Here is a 16,810-nt window from a genome sequence, read left to right on the forward strand (position 1 = left end):
GATGAGCGGCGAGGGACAGTTCCCCCAGACCGGCGAGCCGGACGACTTCCGCACGCAGAGCGGACCGGCGCCGCGGCCGTCGGGTCCCGACACGACGATGGCGTTCGGTCAGGTGGAGCCCGTCGAGATCGAGGCGCAGGCGCCTGTCGGGCTGACGCCCGACGAGGTCGCGGCCGTGCACGCCCTGCCTCCGACCTCCGCACTCCTGGTGATGCAGCGCGGGCCGAGCGCGGGCGCGCGGTTCCTGCTCGACGCCGAACGCACGCTCGCGGGTCGCTCGACGCGTGCCGACATCTTCCTCGACGACGTCACGGTGTCGCGCAAGCACGCCGAGTTCGTGCGCGACGGTCGCACGTTCCTCGTGCGCGACGTGGGCTCGCTCAACGGCACGTACGTGAACCGCTCCCGCATCGACGAGGTGGTGCTGCGTGCGGGCGACGAGGTCCAGATCGGCAAGTACCGCATGACGTTCCACCCGAGCCCGTACCGCGAGCAGCCCGACGCATGACCTGGCGTCGCGACGGGTCGGGCGGGATCGTGACGGAGGGGGAACGCGTGGGCCTCGGGGCGACGGCGTGAGCGCGCGACCGCAGCGCGCGCAGGGCGCACCGGTCGCCGAGACGACGTCCGGCAGCGCGGGCGACCACGGCGACGGGACGCTCGCTACCGAGCCGTGGCCGCGCGGGATCTCTCGGCGCGCGACGATGCGGATCTCGGACGTCCTCGGGACGCTGCAGCTCGAGTTCCCCGCGGTGACGCCGTCGAAGCTGCGCTTCCTCGAGGAGCAGGGCCTCGTCGAGCCGGTCCGTACGCCCGCCGGCTACCGGCAGTACTCGCCCGCAGACATCGAGCGGCTGCGGTTCGTGCTGCGGCAGCAGCGTGACCGGTACATGCCGCTCAAGGTCATCGGCGAGCGTCTGGCGGCGCTCGACGCCGGCCAGGACGACGAGGCGCTGTCGCCCGCGAGGCTGGCGACGCGCGACGGCGTTCGCGAGACCGCGTCGTCCCGGCTCACGGCCGCGGCGCTCGCCGAGCAGGCGCATGCGACGACGGAGCTGGTGACCGAGCTCGTCGACGCAGGTGTGCTGCACCCGCACCCGGGAGGCACGTTCGACCCCTGGGCGCGTGAGGTCGTCGCGGCGGCGGTCGCGCTGGCCGAGCACGGGATCGACGCGCGCCACCTGCGTCAGTTCCGCGCGGCCGCCGACCGGCAGGTCGACCTCGTCGACCAGCTCGTCGCGCCGCTGCGCGGCCAGCGCACGTCCTCGGCCCGAGCGCACGCCGGGACGCTCGCCGCCGAGGTCGGAGAGCTGTGCGCACGCATGCACACCGCGCTCGTGCGTGCCGGCGTCGCGGACCTCGCGCCCTGACGTAGCCGGGCCGGGGCGAGGGACGTAGCGTGGGCCAGATGGGGGAGGAACCCGGTCTCGTCCCGGTCGAGGTCGTCGGCGTGCGTCAGCACATGAGCGCCGACGAGATCGTCGTGCTTCTGCTGGACGCGGACGCCGAGCTGCTGGTCCCCATCCTCGTCGGGCCGGCGGAGGCGACTGCGATCGCTGCCGCGCAGGCGGGCATCGTGCCCCCGCGCCCGATGACGCACGACCTCCTGCGCGACGTGATCCGCGCCTCGGGGGACGACCTGGACCACGTGGAGATCACACGTCTCGCGGACGGCGTGTTCTACGCGGAGCTGGTGCTGCGCAGGGCGGCACGGGTCGACGCGCGGGCGTCCGACGCGATCGCGCTCGCGCTGCGGTTCGACGCGCCCGTGCTCTGCTCGGCCGAGGTGGTGGCGCTCGCCGGCGTCGAGGTCCGCACGACGACGTCCGAGGAGGATCTCGAGCGTTTCCGGGAGTTCCTCGACCAGGTCGAGCCGGAGGACTTCGAGACCGGTGCGGAGCCCGAGGAGGACCGGTGACGCCGCTGCTCGAGGCCCTGGTGCGCCGCAACCTTCGCGTTCAGGTTGAACCTGAGACACGCCGACTGCGACACGCCCATCAGCGTCGTTGCCCGCTGTGGTCGACGGGCCTAGCCTTGCCAGAGGCCGGGTGACCGAGCCCCGAGCCGGCAACGGCCCGTGCCACCGAGTGGAGGATCCGTGAGCAGCAACGAGAGCGCCGAGAGCGCCGTCGGCGTCCCACAGCGAGCCCAGGGCCTGCTGTTCGACGACGACCTGCCGGACCTCGACACCGCGACCGGCTACCGCGGTCCCACCGCATGCCGCGCCGCCGGCATCACCTACCGCCAGCTCGACTACTGGGCCCGCACCGGCCTCGTGGAGCCGTCCGTCCGCCCCGCGACCGGTTCCGGCACGCAGCGGCTGTACAGCTTCCGGGACATCCTCGTCCTCAAGGTCGTCAAGCGGCTGCTGGACACGGGCGTGTCGCTGCAGCAGATCCGTACCGCCGTCGGGCACCTGCGCGAGCGCGGCGTCGACGACCTCGCCCAGATCACCCTGATGTCCGACGGCGCCTCGGTGTACGAGTGCACCTCCGCCGACGAGGTGATCGACCTCGTGCAGGGTGGCCAGGGAGTGTTCGGCATCGCGGTCGGCCGCGTGTGGCGTGAGGTCGAGGGCACGCTCGCCGAGCTCCCGACGGAGCGTGCCGAGGACGAGACCGTGGAGTCCGTCGCGACCGACGAGCTCTCGCTGCGTCGTCAGGCGCGCAACGCCGTCTGAACGACCGATCGACCCACTGTCGACGGGGCCCCCGGTGAGTCGACCCGGGGGCTTCGTGCTGCTCGCAGCTTCGTGTCGGTGGTCGTGCTGTCAGCGGCGCGGTGCGCGCAGCGCGCGTTCCAGCAGCGCCTCGAACGTCCGGGACAGCTCCGCGGCCGCGGCGCCGGGCCACGCGTGCACGGGCTGCGCGGCGCCCTGGGCCTGCTGCAGCGCGGCGCGCTCGGGCACGAACGGGTTGAGCAGCAGCGGACCGTAGAGGCCGGCGAGCTCGTCGAGGCGGTACGCCTGCTCGACCGACCGGGCGCGCACGCGGTTCACCACGATGCCGAGCGGCTGCAGGCCGGGCGCGACGGTCCGGCGCAGCTCGTCGATCGCCCGCATCGCCCGTCCGACGGCCATCACCGCGAACAGCCCGGGCTCGGTGACGACGACCGCCCGGTCGCATGCGGTGAGCCCGGTGCGCGTCAGGGACCCGAGCGACGGTGGACAGTCGACGAGGACGAGGTCGTAGCCGCGGATCCACGGCAGCGCGAACCTGAGCCGGTCCACGTCGGTGGACTGCAGCCTGTCGTGCACGGCCGACGCCTCGGAGCCGACCATGACGTCGAGGCCGTCCTCCGCCCACGAGGAGAGCTCGATCGCCGCCGCGACGGTGTGCTCGTCCGGGTCGGAGAGCACCGCGGCGACGTCGCCGTCCTGCGCGCGGGCTCCGAGCGCCATGGTGGAGTCGCCCTGGGGGTCGAGGTCGATCACGAGAGTGCGCAGCCCGCGCTCGAGGGCCGCCGACGCCAGCCCGAGCGTCACGGACGTCTTGCCGACGCCTCCCTTGAGGCTGCACACACCGAGGACCAGCACGTGCGTCAACCTACCGTGACGCAGCGGTCGTGCGGTCGCCCGACGCGAGGCAGGATGGGCGCATGACGACGCTCACCCGCTGGTCGCACGCGTGCCTGCGCCTCGACAGGGGACGCGACTCCCTCGTCGTCGACCCCGGGATGTTCACCGACCTCGACCGTGCGCTCGACGGCGTCCAGGACGTGCTGGTGACGCACGAGCACGCCGACCACCTCGCCGTCGAGGGCGTGGTGGCGGCCGCGACATCGGGCGTGCGGGTGTCCGGGCCGGCACCCGTCGTCGCCCTCCTCCGGGACGCCGGCGCGCCCGTCGACCGGCTGCGCGTCGTCGCCCAGGGCGACGAGGTGGAGGCCGGCGGCTTCACCGTGCGCGTCGTGGGGGAGTGGCACGCCTCGATCCACCCCGACGTGCCCCGCTTCGTGAACGTCGGGTACCTGGTCGAGGGGCTCCTGCACCCCGGTGACTCGTTCGTGACCGTCGAAGGCCCGGTCGAGGTCCTCGCCGTCCCGCTCGCGGGCCCGTGGCTGCGTTCGCAGGAGGCGATCGACTACGTGCGGACGGTCGCACCCTCTCGTGTCGTCGTGATCCACGACGCCCACCTGTCCGAGCCCGGCGTCCAGCTGTACGCGTCGCTCCTCGGACGTCTCGGCGGCGCCGGGGACCCCGTCGTGCTGGCGCCCGGCGAGAGCATCGAGATCTGAGGAGGAGCGATGAGCGAACCGTTCGAGGACGCGGTCCCGGAGCTGGAGTACGACGAGGACGTCCCGCCGCGCCCCGAGGAGGAGGTGGCGGACGTCGCACGTGCGGTGCCCGACCCGGAAGGCCACGGCGCGCCGCCCGCCTGACCTGCGTAGATCGGGCATTCTTTCCAGGTGCTGATCAGGTTTGTGGACGAGGACGACTGGGCTGCCGTGCGCGACGTGCGCCTGCGTGCGCTGCGGGAGGACCCCGACGCGTTCGGCTCGTCGCTCGCGCGGGAGGAGATGTTCCGCGAGACGCACTGGCGGATGCGCGTGCGCACCACTCCCACGTGGCTCGCGACGGACGACGACGGCACGGGCCGCGGCATGGTGTCGGTGCTGATCGAGCCCGGTTCCCCCGTGGACGACCGGCACGTCGTCGCGCTCTGGGTGGCGCCCGAGGTGCGCCGTCGTGGCCTGGGATGGTCGTTGCTGGACACCGTGCGCGGGCACGCCGTCGCCGAGGGTGCGCGGACGGTGTCGCTGTGGGTCGTCGACGACAACCACGCCGCCGCCGACCTGTACGTGCGGTCGGGGTTCACGCGCACCGGTGAGCGCCACGCGTTGCAGCGTGACCCGGACCGCACCGAGGAGCGGTACGTGCTGCAGCTGCGCTGAGGCGGACGGCACCTGTCGGTGGTCGGGCCTAGCGTGGACGACGACGACGGCGCCGGGCCGTCGCGCTCGTCCGGAGGTGCTCCCATGACCACTCTGACCGACCGTCCTCGCACGGCGCTCGTCGTCATCGACGTGCAGAACGACGTGGTGGGCGAGGCCCACGAACGCGACGCAGTGGTCGCCAACATCGCGTCTCTCGTCGAGCGAGCTCGCTCCGAGCAGGTCCCCGTGGTGTGGGTCCAGCACTCCGACGACGGCATGCCGATCGGCAGCGATGCGTGGCAGATCGTCGAAGAGCTGTCCCCGCTCGGGTCGGAGCCGGTCGTGCGCAAGACGTTCGGGGACTCGTTCGAGGGCACCGACCTCGAGGACGTGCTCGCCGCGGCGCAGGTCGGACGTCTCGTGGTGACGGGTGCGCAGACCGACGCCTGCATCCGGTCGACGATCCACGGGGGCTTCACGCGCGGGTACGACGTCACGCTCGTCGGGGACGCGCACACGACCGAGGACCAGAGCGCGTGGGGCGCACCGACGCCGGACAAGGTGATAGCGCACACCAACCTGTACTGGCAGTTCCAGGACGCGCCGGGACGCACCGCGGCCGTCGTCTCGACGAACGACGTCGACTTCGCGTCCTGACTGGCGCTCGCGCCTTGCTTGTGTGTAACGTACTTGGTACGTAACAGAACGGGTACACACGCCATGGATGCTCTCCTCGTCGCACTGTCCGACCCGCACCGCCGCACGGTGCTCGACGCGCTGCGGCGCGGACCGCGGACGGCCGGTGCTCTGGCGGAACAGCTGCCGATCGCCCGGCCTGGTGTCTCACGGCACCTGCGAGTGCTCCGCGAGGCCGGCCTCGTCGACGTCGAGGCCGACGCTCAGAGGCGCGTGTACTCCCTGCGGGTCCAGCCGCTCATCGAGCTCGAGCAGTGGCTGGGCCCGTACCGCGCGCTGTGGGAGCAGCGCGTGCAGGACCTGCACACAGAGATCGCACGAGGTCGAGACGAGAGGGAGGGGTCGTGATGGACGACCTGAGCACGAGGACGACAGGTACGACGAGCTCTACGGGCGCGAGCGCCGGTCTGGACGTGCGCGACGATGCACGGACGACCGCAGGCACCACACCCGCCGTGACCATGCTCCGCCGCGACGGACGCGGCGTGGTGCGCGTGGAGGACACGTTCGCCACGGACGTCGACGACCTGTGGTCGGCGATCGCGGACGTCGACCGCCTGCGGCGCTGGCTCGTCGACGTCGAGGGGGACCTGCGCCTCGGGGGTGCGGTGAGCGTCCGCTTCACGAGCGGCTGGGAGGGGACCGGCGTCGTGCAGGAGTGCGACCCGCCGCACCGGCTCCGGGTCGCGATGGCCGAGGCCGACGAGTCGGTCGACGGGGCCGCCGGGACCGAGATCGTCGCCGTCGTACGGGCGGTCCCCGGGGGTGCGCACCTGACGATCGAGGACCGCGGCCTGCCGCTCGACGAGATCCACTTCCACGGGGCCGGATGGCGCGTGCACGTGGAGGACCTCGGTGTCCACCTCGCCGGACGGACGCCCGAGGAGTGGCGCCCGCGGTGGACGGCGCTGGTGCCGGACTTCGAGACCGTCGAGGTCGGAGACGCCTGACGCCCGTCATCGCGGCCGCAGACCCTTGACCCTGCACTTGTTTTTTGCAAGTGTGAGCCGTCCGCAGTTCTGCACACATCTCGGGGAGCCCACGATGGCCATGATGTTCGTCAACCTGCCGGTGACCGACCTGGATCGCGCGAAGGCGTTCTACGAGGCGATCGGGTTCACCATCAACCCGCAGTTCACCGATCACAACGCGGCGTGCGTCGTGGTCGAGGAGGACCACAGCTTCTTCATGATCCTGACGCGCGAGTTCTTCCAGACGTTCACGGACCTCACGCTCGGCGACCCGGCCGTGAACCCGACGTCGGCCACCGCGATCTTCGTGGGCAGCCGCGAGGAGGTCGACACCGCGGTGACGAGCGGTCTCGCAGCAGGCGGGACCGAGGCGCGACCCGCCGCGGACTACGGCTTCATGTACCAGCGACAGCTCACGGACCCCGACGGCAACGTGCTCGAGTTCGGCTGGATGGACCCGGTCGCTGCGGCACAGGGCCCCGAGGCCTACGCGGCCCAGCAGGTCTGAGGTCGTATGGGTGCGCGCGAGTACGGGCAGTACTGCGGAGTCACGCGAGCGCTCGAGCTCGTGGGGGAGCGCTGGGCGCTGCTGCTCGTCCGCGACCTCCTGGTGGGGCCGCGCCGCTACGGTGAGCTCGCGGCGGGTCTCCCGCGGATCCCGAGCAACATCCTGGCGGCGCGGCTCAAGGAGCTGCAGGAAGCGGGCATCATCCGACGCGCGCCGCGGTCGCGCGTCGTCGTCTACGAGCTCACGCCGTACGGCCGCGAGCTCGAGCCCGTGGTGCTCGCGCTCGGGGCATGGGGCTTCAAGGCCATGGGGGAGCCGCGCGCGGAGCAGGTGATCACGTCCGACTCGATGACGATGGCGCTGCGCACCGCCTTTCGCGCGGAGATCGCGGCGACGCTGCCGACGACGTCCTACTCGACCCGCTTCGGCCCTGCCGAGCTGCTCGTCCGCGTGGACGGTCCGCTGCTGCAGGTCGAACCTGGTGACGGGCCTGCCGACCTGGCGTTCTCCGCCGGCCCCGAGATCCGCCGGCTCATCTCCGGCGAGCTCTCACCGGGTCTCGCGATCTCCAGCGGAGCCGTGCGGGTGCTGCACGGCCCGGACGACCTGCTGACGCGGTTCGCCCGCACGTTCCACCTCGCCGCGTGAACGTGCCGCGGCCAGATCGGCGGGGCGTCGTCGTCTTGGCAGGGGGGCACCTCGAGGTGGTCGGTACGCGTCTCATCCACGCGTAGTGACATAATGTACATTATCGGCGGAACGCAGAACCGCCGAGAGGGGTCAGTGGCGGGTCGCGTACCTGGTCAGGTGCACGCCACCCGGGAAGTCCCTCGTCTCCACGAGCTCCAGGTTCACCCAGTCGTCCAGGTGCGTGAAGAACCGCACGCCGCTGCCGACGAGCACCGGCGCGGTGACCAGCACGTACTCGTCGACGAGCCCGGCCCGCTGCGCGGCGGCTGCGAGCGTCGCGCCACCGATCTCCATGGGACCGCCGTCCTGCGCCTTGAGGCGCGCGATCTCGGTCGCCGCGTCGCTCGTGACCACGCGCGCGTTCCAGTCCACCGCGCGATGCGTCGACGAGAACACGACCTTGGGCATGTCGCGCCACCGCTGGGCGTACTGACGGACCGCGGGCGTGGCGTCGGGAGCCTCGTCCGCGGTCGGCCAGTGCGAGCTCATCGCGTCCCACAGCCGACGTCCGTACAGCGCCACGTCGGTGCGGGCTACCCCGTCGGACCACCACTGGAACAGCTCGTCGCTCCCGACGCCCCAGCTGAGGTCGTCGCCGGGCGCACTGACATAACCATCGACGCTCACGTTCATGGCGAAGGTCAGGGTGCGCACGAGACGAACCTACCGACCGCAGTCGTCGGCGGACCATGCCTCGCGCGCGCAGACCGCCGCGCTGCGCGCTGCACAGAGCCCGACCGCTGTGCGCAGTCCGTCTTGCAGACCTGGATGAACGACCACGCTCGCTCTAGGGGTGCGTCGGTCCTGTGAGATCAGGCACCGGGTCGGTCGGAGCGACCGCCGAGCACGCCTGGACATGGTGGTCGACGCGCTTCTCGGTGCGAGGATCGACGGGTGAGCTCTCCTGTGTCGACGCGCGCCGTGCACGTCCTACGCCTCGCGGCCTTCTCGTCGTCGCCCGACGGCGGCAACCCGGCGGGCGTGGTGCTCGACGCCGACGAGCTGACGGACGACGAGATGCTGGGCCTCGCCGCCGACGTCGGGTACTCGGAGACCGCGTTCGTCGTCGCGACGAACATGAGCGGCGGCACGGATGGCACGGATGACGCGCCCGGCACGACGGCCCGCAGTGCCCGCGTGCGGTACTTCTCCCCCGTCGCCGAGGTGCCGTTCTGCGGCCACGCGACGCTCGCGACAGCGGTCGCGCTCGCCGACCGGTACGGCCTCGGCCCCATCGACGTCCGGACGTCGGCGGGGACGGTGACGATCTCCACCGAGCCCGGCGTCCGGGGCGGCGCACGTGCGGCGTTCACGAGCGTCGAACCCGACGTGCGGGACCTGGATCCCCAGGTGACAGAGCGGCTGCTCGGGCTCCTCGGCCTCGTGCCGGACGATCTCGACGACACGCTGCCGGTCTGCGAGGCGTTCGCAGGGAACTGGCACCCGGTCGTCGTCGTCCGCGACCTCGACGCGCTGGACCGGGTGTCGTTCGAGCCGCACGCGGTGCGGGCGCTCATGGACGAGCGCGGCTGGCAGGGCACCGTGACGGTCGCATGCAGGTTGACCGGGCCTGCGCCCACCGGCGTGGACCTGCAGCTCGAGGCTCGCAACCCGTTCCCGGTCGGCGACATCGTCGAGGACCCCGCCACGGGGTCGGCGGCGGCCGCGCTGGGCGCATTCCTGCGGGACCGGCGCGCGGTCGTGCCGCCCGCCCGTGTCGTGGTCCACCAGGGTCGCCATGTGGGCCGGCCGGGCGTGCTGGTGGTCGACGTGCCCGCGCAGGGCGGCATGACCGTGAGCGGCGACGTCGCGGTCATCGACGCGTGATGCGGGCCCCGGAGCACGGTCGGTGACGGCCACGCTGGTCGAGGTCGCGCCGGGCGTCCTGGTCGCGACGAGCACCGTCATGAGCACGACCTCGACGGTGGTCGCGGCGGCCGGGCGGGCGCTGCTCGTCGACCCGGCGTGGCTGCCGCACGAGCTCGCCGCGATCGCCGACGACCTGGACGCCCGGGGGCTGCGTGCCGTGGGCGGCTTCGCGACGCACGCCCACCACGACCACCTGCTGTGGCACCCGAGGTTCGGCGACGCGCTCCGCTGGGCGTCCCCCGCGACGGCGAGGCTGGCGCGTGAGCACAGGGTCGAGCTCGTCGACCGGCTGGGACCGCTGCCCGAGGAGCTCTCCGCCCTGGTCGCACGGGTGGAGCCCGTCGTCGACGCGATCCCGCGGACGTCGCTCCCCCGCGGGATCGAGGTCGAGCTCGTCGTGCACGACGGGCACGCACCAGGGCACACCGCACTGTGGGTACCCGGACCCGATGTCCTGGTCGCCGGCGACATGCTCAGGGACGTCGAGATCCCGCTGCCGTTCGATCCCGACGACGTGCCGGCCTACCTCGAGGGTCTCGACCGGCTCGCGCCGTTCGTCGCGCGTGCACACGTCGTGGTCCCCGGCCACGGCACGCCCGGCGACCCGCGCCCACGACTCGAGGCGGACCGCAGGTATCTCGACGCCGTGCTGCGCGGCCGCGAGCCGGACGACGAGCGGCTCCGCGACCCGGCGATGCGCGTCGAGCACGAGCGCCTTCGCCGGGTGGTCGCCGATCAGCCGACGTAGTCCGCGAGGTACTCGCCCGTGAGCGTGGACCGTGCCGCGACGAGGTCGGCGGGCGTGCCCTCGAACACGACCAGTCCCCCGTCGTGACCTGCGCCGGGCCCGAGGTCGATGATCCAGTCCGCGTGCGCCATGACCGCCTGGTGGTGCTCGATGACGATCACCGACTTGCCCGAGTCGACGAGCCTGTCCAGGAGGCCGAGGAGCTGCTCGACGTCGGCGAGGTGCAGTCCGCTCGTCGGCTCGTCGAGCACGTAGACCCCTCCCCTCTCCCCCAGGTGCGTCGCGAGCTTGAGCCGCTGGCGCTCGCCGCCGGACAGCGTCGTGAGCGGCTGACCGAGCGTCAGGTAGCCGAGCCCGACGTCGACGAGCCGCAGCGCGATCGCGTGCGCCGCGGGGATCTTGGCCTCGCCCTCGCCGAAGAACGCGGCGGCCTGCTCGACGGACATCGCGAGGACCTCGCTGATGTCCTTGCCCCCGAGGTGGTACTCGAGCACGGACGCGTCGTAACGCCGTCCCTCGCACACCTCGCACGTGGTCGCGACGCCCGCCATGATCGCGAGGTCGGTGTACACGACGCCCGCACCGTTGCACACCGGGCACGCGCCCTCGGAGTTGGCGCTGAACAGCGCGGGCTTGACGCCGTTCGCCTTCGCGAACGCCTTGCGCACGGGCTCGAGCAGGCCCGTGTAGGTGGCCGGGTTGCTGCGGCGCGATCCTCGGATCGCACCCTGGTCGACCGCCACGACGCCGTCGCGTCGCGCGACGGACCCGTGGATCAGCGAGCTCTTGCCCGACCCGGCGACTCCCGTGACGACGACGAGCACGCCCGTCGGGATGTCGACCGACACGTCCCGCAGGTTGTGCGTGCTCGCGCCGCGCACCTCGATGACACCGGTCGACTCACGCACCGCCGGCTTGAGGTGGGCGCGGTCGTCGAGGTGACGGCCCGTGAGCGTGCCGCTGGAGCGCAGACCGTCCACGGTCCCCTCGAAGACGATCTCGCCCCCGGCCGAGCCGGCGCCCGGGCCGAGGTCGACCACGTGGTCGCCGATCGCGATCGCCTCGGGCTTGTGCTCGACGACGAGCACCGTGTTGCCCTTGTCCCGCAGCTGCAGCAGGAGGTCGTTCATGCGCTGGATGTCGTGCGGGTGCAGGCCGATCGTGGGCTCGTCGAACACGTACGTCACGTCGGTGAGCGACGAGCCGAGGTGACGGATCATCTTGGTGCGCTGCGACTCCCCGCCCGACAGCGTGCCCGACGCGCGGTCGAGCGAGAGGTAGCCGAGCCCGATCTCGACGAACGAGTCGAGCGTCGCCCCGAGCGACGCGAGCAGCGGCGCGACCGACGCGTCCGACAGCCCGCGGACCCACTGTGCGAGGTCGCTGATCTGCATCGCGCACGCGTCGGCGATGCTGACGCCCCCGATCGTGGACGACCGTGCACCCTCGTTGAGCCGCGTGCCGTCGCACTCCGGGCACGTCGTGAACGTCACGGCACGCTCGACGAACGCGCGGATGTGCGGCTGCATCGACTCGACGTCCTTGGCGAGGAAGGACTTGCGGATCTTCGGGATGAGGCCCTCGTACGTGAGGTTGATGCCCTCGACCTTGATCTTGGTCGGTTCCTTGTAGAGCAGGGCGTCGAGCTCACGCTTCGTGAAGTCGCGGATCGGCGTGTCCGCCGAGAAGAAGCCGCAGCCGTTGAAGATGCGCCCGTACCAGCCGTCCATCGAGTAGCCGGGGATCTTGAGCGCGCCCTCGTTGAGCGAGCGCGAGTCGTCGTACAGCTCGTCGAGGTCGAAGTCCTGCACGGTGCCGCGGCCCTCGCACCGTGGGCACATGCCGCCCGTCACCGAGAAGGCACGCCGCTCCTTCGTCGTGCGTCCCTCACGCTGCATCGTGACCGCACCCGCGCCGCTCACGGATGCGACGTTGAACGAGAACGCCTGCGGGGAGCCGAGGTGCGGCTGCCCGAGCCGGCTGAACAGGATGCGGAGCATCGCGTTCGCGTCCGTGGCGGTGCCGACGGTGGAACGAGGGTCGGACCCCATGCGCTCCTGGTCGACGACGATCGCCGTGGTGAGCCCGTCGAGGACGTCGACGTCGGGACGCGCCTGCGACGGCATGAAGTTCTGCAGGAAGGCGCTGTACGTCTCGTTGATGAGCCGCTGCGACTCCGCGGCGATCGTGCCGAAGACCAGCGAGCTCTTGCCCGACCCGGACACCCCCGTGAAGACGGTGAGGCGCCTCTTGGGGAGCTCGACGCTCACGTCCTTGAGGTTGTTCACGCGTGCGCCGACGACGCGCACCAGGTCGTGGCTGTCGGCGGGCAGGCCCGTCGTACCGGTCATGCTCTCCCTCTCCTCGGGCTGCGTCCCGCGGGCACCGCTCAGCGGATCTCGTTCAGGCGCACCAGGTTGCCCGCGGGATCGCGGAACGCGCAGTCACGCACACCGTACGGCTGCTCGGTAGGCTCCTGGACCACCTCGACGCCGGCAGCCTGGATCTGGTCGAACGCTGCGTCGAGGTCGGGGGTGGCGAGCGCGACGATCCCGTACGTGCCCTTCGCCATCATCTCGGAGATCGTCCGACGCTCGTCGTCGGTCACGCCCGGATCGGCCGCGGGCGGGGTCAGGACGATCGACGTGGCGGACCCTGCCGGTGCGACGGTCAGCCAGCGCATCGTGCCGGTGCCGACGTCGTTGCGGACCTCGAAGCCGAGGGCGTCGCGGTAGAAGGCGAGCGACGCCTCGGGGTCCGTGTGCGGGAGGAACGTGTAGTGGATGGTGATGTCCATGGCCGTCACGCTAGGTGCACCGCCGGGCCGGCCGCTTCTCGGATCCTGACCGGATCCCGGCCGGCATCCCGAGGCGTCGTCCGGACCGGCCGAGTCACCTGCTTCGCGACGCACGCCGGGATGTCCGGCCGGTCCCCGACGGTCCGCGACCGGTACTCGCTCGGCGACATCCCGACCAGCTCGCTGAACCGCGTGCTGAACGTCCCGAGCGACGAGCAGCCGACCGCGAAGCACACCTGCGTCACCGTGAGGTCGCCGCGCCGGAGGAGCGCCATCGCCCGCTCGACGCGCCGCGTCATGAGGTAGGCGTACGGAGACTCGCCGTACGCCAGGCGGAACTGGCGGCTCAGGTGTCCCGCGCTCATGTGCACGCCGCGCGCGAGCTCCTCGACGTCCAGCGGCTGCGCGTACTCGCGGTCCATGCGGTCGCGCACCCGGCGCAGCAGGGCGAGGTCGCGAAGCCGCTGGTCACGGGCGGGGTCGTCCACCCGGTCGATGCTGCCACGTCCGGGCGCGCGTGTCGCGCGTCCTCAGCGCAGCGGCCGCGGCTCGACCTCGAACAGCTCCGTCCGTGCCACCACGCGGTCGCGCTCGTCGGCTCGCGCCGTGCGGCGCGGGTCGCCCAGGTAGGCGTCGAGTCCCGCACGGTCGGCGAACTCGATGACCTGGACCTCGGTCGGAGTCGTCGCGTCACGTCCCAGCGCACGCACGCGGCTCGTCACCCCGGCCCCGTGCTCGGCGAGCAGGGCGAGGACGCCGTCCTCGTAGCGCGAGAGGTCGTCGGCCAGACCCTCGCGGGCCCACAGCAGGCAGCACAGCGTGACGCTCATGCTGCGAGGCTAGGACGGGAAGGGCACGCCGCGTCCATGTGTTCCGTGCTGCAGGACCTCGATCGAAGGAGCACACGTGCCCGACTACGGCCACGACATCGTCCTGGGCACGTTCCTGACCCCGGACGCCGCCCACCCGCACGCGGTCGTCGAGCGGGCCCGCGCGAGCGAGCGGCACGGCATCGACCTCGTCACGTTCCAGGACCACCCCTACCAGCCCGGGTTCCTCGACACGTGGACGCTGCTGACCTGGGTGGCCGCCGTGACGGAGCGGGTGCACGTGGCGGGCAACGTGCTCAACGTCCCGCTGCGCCAGCCGGCGGTGCTCGCACGCGCGACCGCCAGCCTCGACCTGCTCAGCGGCGGACGCGCGGCGCTCGGGCTCGGCGCGGGGGCGTTCTGGGACGCGATCGCCGCGATGGGTGCGCCTCGCCTGACCCCGGGCGAGGCCGTCACCGCGCTCGAGCAGGCGATCGACGTCATCCGGGGCCTGTGGGACACCGACGAGCGCGGGGTGCTGCGGGCCGGCGGGGAGCTGCACCACGTCGACGGCGCGAAGCGCGGGCCCGCACCGGCCCACGACGTGCCGATCTGGCTCGGCGCGTACAAGCCCCGCATGCTCTCGCTCACGGGTCGCAAGGCGGACGGGTGGCTGCCCAGTGCGGGGTACCTCCAGCCCGGCCAGCTCGCGCAGGGCAACACGCGCATCGACGAGGCCGCCGCCGGTGCAGGCCGAGACCCACGCGAGATCCGGCGCATGCTGAACCTCGGTCCCGCTCCAACCGGTGGCGTCGAGGCGTGGGTGGACCAGCTGCTCGAGCTGGCGCTCGAGGACGGCATCGCGACGTTCGTGCTCGGCAGCGACGACGAGCACTCGATCGCCGTGTTCGGGGAGGAGGTCGGCCCCGCGCTGCGCGAGGCCGTCGCCGCCGAGCGCGCGTCGTCGGGCGTGGCCACCGGCCAGGTCCGCCCCGCCGCGGTGCTCGCACGCCGGGCCCCGGGCATCGACTACGACGCGATCCCTGCCTCCCTGGCCGGCACGGTGGTCGAGCCCGGAGACCGCGGCTACGCGAAGGTGCGCTCCACCTACGTGTGGCCCGGCTCCCCCGGGCTCGTCGTGCAGGCGCGCACAGCGGACGACGTGACCGACGCCGTGCGGTTCGCGCGCACCCAGCACGTGCCCCTCGCCGTCCGCTCGGGCGGCCACGGCATCGCGGGCAGGTCGACGAACGACGGCGGCATCGTGATCGACCTGGGCGCGCTCGACCAGGTCGAGGTGCTGGACCGCGACCGCCGGCTCGTGCGGATCGGCGCCGGCGCGCACTGGGGCGACGTCGCCGCGGTGCTGTCCCCGCAGCACCTCGCGATCAGCTCGGGCGACTACGGCGACGTGGGGGTCGGCGGCATCGTCGTCGCCGGCGGCCAGGGCCTGCTCGGTCGCTCGTACGGCCTGACGCTCGACCACGTCGTCGCCGCCGAGCTCGTCCTGGCGGACGGCAGCCAGGTGCGCGTCGACGCCGAGCACGACCCCGAGCTGTTCTGGGCGGTCCGCGGAGCGGGTGCCGCCGTCGGGATCGTCACCTCCGTCGAGATCGAGGCGATGGAGCTCGGCGACGTCGTGCTCGCCGTCTTCGCGTTCGACGCGAGCGATGCCGCGACGCTCGTGCACGACTGGGCTGCGCTCGTCGAGCGGTCCCCCCGCGAGCTCACCAGCTTCCTGACGCTCGTGCCCGCGCGCGGCGGGACGCCTCCCGTCGGCCAGGCCATGACCGTGTGGGCGGGGGACGACACCGACGCCGCGATCGCCGCCCTCGAGCCCTTCCTGCAGGTCGCACCCGTGCTGCAGCAGCAGGCGAGCCTGCTGCCGTACTCGGCGGTGCTGCCCGCGTCGCACTCGGTGCACGACGGCCAGGGGCCCGCGAACGCCCGCGGAGGCCTCGTCGAGCACATCACGCCCGCGCTCGCGGACGACCTCGCCGGGCTGCTCGACGCGGGGCTGGTCCAGATGCTGCAGGTGCGCGCCGTGGGCGGCGCCGTCAACGACGTGCCCGTCGACGCCACGGCTTACGCGCACCGCACGCAGGCATTCTCGCTCCTGGCAGCGACGAGCGGGTCGCGGCGTGCGACCCTCGACGAGCGCTGGGAGCAGATGGGCGAGCACGTCACGGGCGTGTACCGCAGCTTCGACCTCGCCGACGACCGCCTCGAACGCGTCTACCCACCGGCGACGCTCGGACGGCTGCGCGCGGTCGTGGACCGCGTCGACCCCGACGGCGTCTTCGCGTCCGACCTGCCCGTCGCACTCCCCCGGTGACCGGCCGGGGTGCCACGATGGGGCCCATGAGCACACCGGACGAGTCGCAGCTCGCGGCGCAGGTCACCGAGGTCGAGGCCCAGGAGCGTGAGCTCGAGCTCACGCGGTTCACGAACGACGACGCGTGGGAGCTCGGGTGCACGCTCGTCGAGCTCGCGATCGCCCGGGACCTGCCGGTGACGATCGACATCCGCCGCGGGACGCAGCAGCTGTTCCACGCCGCACGGCCGGGGACCACCGCCGACAACGACTCCTGGATCGAGCGCAAGGTGCGCGTGGTCGAGCGGTTCGGCGCGTCGTCGTGGCTCGTCGGGCTGCGCTCGCGGGCACGCGGGACGACGTTCGCGCAGCAGCACGACCTGCCGCTGCAGCAGTTCGCCGCGCACGGCGGCTCGTTCCCGCTGCGGGTGCGGGACGTCGGCGTCGTCGGCGCCGTCACGGTCTCCGGGCTCCCGCAGGCCGACGACCACGCGCTGGTGGTCGAGGGCCTGCGGGCGTTCCTCGCGGGCTGA

General features: G+C 72.5%; 22 protein-coding genes. 16 read left to right on the forward strand and 6 right to left on the reverse strand.

The genetic code is table 11. From position 1 onward, the window contains the following. Position 1 precedes the first annotated feature (1 nt). From AW16_RS0100605 to AW16_RS0100620, 4 genes are all read left to right on the forward strand, one after another. Positions 2 to 508, forward strand: a complete 507-nt coding sequence (locus AW16_RS0100605) for an FHA domain-containing protein (protein WP_029287223.1) — start codon at positions 2 to 4, stop codon at positions 506 to 508. Positions 509 to 575: 67 nt separating this feature from the next. After that, positions 576 to 1,370, forward strand: a complete 795-nt coding sequence (locus AW16_RS0100610; protein ID WP_051681540.1) for a MerR family transcriptional regulator — start codon at positions 576 to 578, stop codon at positions 1,368 to 1,370. A gap of 38 nt (positions 1,371 to 1,408) precedes the next feature. Further along, positions 1,409 to 1,918, forward strand: a complete 510-nt coding sequence (locus AW16_RS0100615; RefSeq protein ID WP_029287225.1) for a bifunctional nuclease family protein — start codon at positions 1,409 to 1,411, stop codon at positions 1,916 to 1,918. Positions 1,919 to 2,098: 180 nt separating this feature from the next. Further along, positions 2,099 to 2,680, forward strand: a complete 582-nt coding sequence (locus AW16_RS0100620; protein WP_029287226.1) for a MerR family transcriptional regulator — start codon at positions 2,099 to 2,101, stop codon at positions 2,678 to 2,680. 90 nt (positions 2,681 to 2,770) lie between these two features. Here the strand turns inward: AW16_RS0100620 and AW16_RS0100625 are convergent, their stop codons facing one another. Next, a complete protein-coding gene (locus tag AW16_RS0100625; protein ID WP_029287227.1) occupies positions 2,771 to 3,535 on the reverse strand; it encodes a ParA family protein in 765 nt (254 codons plus the stop codon). Between the two features lie 62 nt (positions 3,536 to 3,597). Here AW16_RS0100625 and AW16_RS0100630 point away from each other — a divergent pair, with 62 nt between their 5' ends. The 8 genes from AW16_RS0100630 (at position 3,598) to AW16_RS0100665 (ending at position 7,698) form a co-directional block, all read left to right on the forward strand. Then, positions 3,598 to 4,236 carry an MBL fold metallo-hydrolase gene (locus tag AW16_RS0100630; RefSeq protein WP_029287228.1) on the forward strand — a complete coding sequence of 213 codons (639 nt, stop codon included), beginning with the start codon at positions 3,598 to 3,600 and terminating at the stop codon, positions 4,234 to 4,236. Between the two features lie 9 nt (positions 4,237 to 4,245). Beyond that, entirely contained in the window at positions 4,246 to 4,380 is a 135-nt protein-coding gene (locus AW16_RS18860) for a hypothetical protein (RefSeq protein ID WP_255347040.1), read from the forward strand. Positions 4,381 to 4,407: 27 nt separating this feature from the next. Then, entirely contained in the window at positions 4,408 to 4,893 is a 486-nt protein-coding gene (locus tag AW16_RS0100640; protein ID WP_034647867.1) for a GNAT family N-acetyltransferase, read from the forward strand. An 84-nt stretch (positions 4,894 to 4,977) separates the two neighbouring features. Next, a complete protein-coding gene (locus tag AW16_RS0100645) occupies positions 4,978 to 5,532 on the forward strand; it encodes an isochorismatase family protein (RefSeq protein ID WP_029287230.1) in 555 nt (184 codons plus the stop codon). 63 nt (positions 5,533 to 5,595) lie between these two features. After that, entirely contained in the window at positions 5,596 to 5,919 is a 324-nt protein-coding gene (locus tag AW16_RS0100650; RefSeq protein WP_029287231.1) for a helix-turn-helix transcriptional regulator, read from the forward strand. Positions 5,920 to 6,032: 113 nt separating this feature from the next. Next, positions 6,033 to 6,521 (forward strand): SRPBCC domain-containing protein, encoded by a 489-nt coding sequence (locus tag AW16_RS16685; RefSeq protein WP_034647932.1) that lies wholly within the window; start codon positions 6,033 to 6,035, stop codon positions 6,519 to 6,521. A 94-nt stretch (positions 6,522 to 6,615) separates the two neighbouring features. Next, complete coding sequence (locus tag AW16_RS0100660; RefSeq protein ID WP_029287235.1) at positions 6,616 to 7,050, forward strand: VOC family protein; 435 nt, start codon at positions 6,616 to 6,618, stop codon at positions 7,048 to 7,050. A 6-nt stretch (positions 7,051 to 7,056) separates the two neighbouring features. After that, positions 7,057 to 7,698, forward strand: coding sequence for a helix-turn-helix domain-containing protein (locus tag AW16_RS0100665; protein WP_029287237.1), 642 nt, complete (start codon positions 7,057 to 7,059; stop codon positions 7,696 to 7,698). A gap of 132 nt (positions 7,699 to 7,830) precedes the next feature. Here AW16_RS0100665 and AW16_RS0100670 read toward each other — a convergent pair whose 3' ends face one another. Continuing rightward, complete coding sequence (locus tag AW16_RS0100670; protein WP_029287239.1) at positions 7,831 to 8,394, reverse strand: dihydrofolate reductase family protein; 564 nt, start codon at positions 8,392 to 8,394, stop codon at positions 7,831 to 7,833. A gap of 240 nt (positions 8,395 to 8,634) precedes the next feature. Between AW16_RS0100670 and AW16_RS0100675 the strand changes: the two genes are divergently transcribed. Both AW16_RS0100675 and AW16_RS0100680 read left to right on the forward strand, forming a co-directional pair. Next, a complete protein-coding gene (locus AW16_RS0100675; protein WP_029287241.1) occupies positions 8,635 to 9,567 on the forward strand; it encodes a PhzF family phenazine biosynthesis protein in 933 nt (310 codons plus the stop codon). Positions 9,568 to 9,589: 22 nt separating this feature from the next. Beyond that, positions 9,590 to 10,357 (forward strand): MBL fold metallo-hydrolase, encoded by a 768-nt coding sequence (locus AW16_RS0100680; protein WP_231495901.1) that lies wholly within the window; start codon positions 9,590 to 9,592, stop codon positions 10,355 to 10,357. Here the strand turns inward: AW16_RS0100680 and AW16_RS0100685 are convergent. From AW16_RS0100685 to AW16_RS0100700, 4 genes are all read right to left on the reverse strand, one after another. Then, a complete protein-coding gene (locus AW16_RS0100685) occupies positions 10,345 to 12,708 on the reverse strand; it encodes an excinuclease ABC subunit UvrA (RefSeq protein ID WP_029287245.1) in 2,364 nt (787 codons plus the stop codon). The genes AW16_RS0100680 and AW16_RS0100685 overlap by 13 nt on opposite strands. Before the next feature lie 38 nt (positions 12,709 to 12,746). Beyond that, positions 12,747 to 13,154 carry a VOC family protein gene (locus AW16_RS0100690; RefSeq protein WP_029287247.1) on the reverse strand — a complete coding sequence of 136 codons (408 nt, stop codon included), beginning with the start codon at positions 13,152 to 13,154 and terminating at the stop codon, positions 12,747 to 12,749. 5 nt (positions 13,155 to 13,159) lie between these two features. Further along, a complete protein-coding gene (locus AW16_RS0100695) occupies positions 13,160 to 13,576 on the reverse strand; it encodes a helix-turn-helix transcriptional regulator (RefSeq protein ID WP_081861399.1) in 417 nt (138 codons plus the stop codon). Between the two features lie 108 nt (positions 13,577 to 13,684). Then, positions 13,685 to 13,984 (reverse strand): hypothetical protein, encoded by a 300-nt coding sequence (locus tag AW16_RS0100700; RefSeq protein WP_029287251.1) that lies wholly within the window; start codon positions 13,982 to 13,984, stop codon positions 13,685 to 13,687. A 76-nt stretch (positions 13,985 to 14,060) separates the two neighbouring features. Here AW16_RS0100700 and AW16_RS0100705 point away from each other — a divergent pair, with 76 nt between their 5' ends. Both AW16_RS0100705 and AW16_RS0100710 read left to right on the forward strand, forming a co-directional pair. Continuing rightward, a complete protein-coding gene (locus AW16_RS0100705) occupies positions 14,061 to 16,298 on the forward strand; it encodes an LLM class flavin-dependent oxidoreductase (RefSeq protein WP_029287253.1) in 2,238 nt (745 codons plus the stop codon). A gap of 26 nt (positions 16,299 to 16,324) precedes the next feature. Next, complete coding sequence (locus tag AW16_RS0100710) at positions 16,325 to 16,810, forward strand: heme-degrading domain-containing protein (protein WP_029287255.1); 486 nt, start codon at positions 16,325 to 16,327, stop codon at positions 16,808 to 16,810.

The organism is Cellulomonas sp. HZM, assembly GCF_000708885.1.
Taxonomy (GTDB): Bacteria; Actinomycetota; Actinomycetes; order Actinomycetales; family Cellulomonadaceae; genus Cellulomonas.

Excerpts from the sequence above, each read along its gene's own strand:
- AW16_RS0100605 (WP_029287223.1), top strand. The coding sequence starts at position 2 with ATGAGCGGCGAGGGACAGTTCCCCCAGACCGGCGAGCCGGACGACTTC.
- AW16_RS0100615 (WP_029287225.1), top strand. The coding sequence starts at position 1,409 with ATGGGGGAGGAACCCGGTCTCGTCCCGGTCGAGGTCGTCGGCGTGCGT.
- AW16_RS0100630 (WP_029287228.1), top strand. The coding sequence starts at position 3,598 with ATGACGACGCTCACCCGCTGGTCGCACGCGTGCCTGCGCCTCGACAGG.
- AW16_RS18860 (WP_255347040.1), top strand. The coding sequence starts at position 4,246 with ATGAGCGAACCGTTCGAGGACGCGGTCCCGGAGCTGGAGTACGACGAG.
- AW16_RS0100645 (WP_029287230.1), top strand. The coding sequence starts at position 4,978 with ATGACCACTCTGACCGACCGTCCTCGCACGGCGCTCGTCGTCATCGAC.
- AW16_RS0100650 (WP_029287231.1), top strand. The coding sequence starts at position 5,596 with ATGGATGCTCTCCTCGTCGCACTGTCCGACCCGCACCGCCGCACGGTG.
- AW16_RS16685 (WP_034647932.1), top strand. The coding sequence starts at position 6,033 with ATGCTCCGCCGCGACGGACGCGGCGTGGTGCGCGTGGAGGACACGTTC.
- AW16_RS0100660 (WP_029287235.1), top strand. The coding sequence starts at position 6,616 with ATGGCCATGATGTTCGTCAACCTGCCGGTGACCGACCTGGATCGCGCG.
- AW16_RS0100665 (WP_029287237.1), top strand. The coding sequence starts at position 7,057 with ATGGGTGCGCGCGAGTACGGGCAGTACTGCGGAGTCACGCGAGCGCTC.
- AW16_RS0100685 (WP_029287245.1), bottom strand. The coding sequence starts at position 12,708 with ATGACCGGTACGACGGGCCTGCCCGCCGACAGCCACGACCTGGTGCGC.
- AW16_RS0100690 (WP_029287247.1), bottom strand. The coding sequence starts at position 13,154 with ATGGACATCACCATCCACTACACGTTCCTCCCGCACACGGACCCCGAG.
- AW16_RS0100695 (WP_081861399.1), bottom strand. The coding sequence starts at position 13,576 with ATGGACCGCGAGTACGCGCAGCCGCTGGACGTCGAGGAGCTCGCGCGC.
- AW16_RS0100700 (WP_029287251.1), bottom strand. The coding sequence starts at position 13,984 with ATGAGCGTCACGCTGTGCTGCCTGCTGTGGGCCCGCGAGGGTCTGGCC.
- AW16_RS0100710 (WP_029287255.1), top strand. The coding sequence starts at position 16,325 with ATGAGCACACCGGACGAGTCGCAGCTCGCGGCGCAGGTCACCGAGGTC.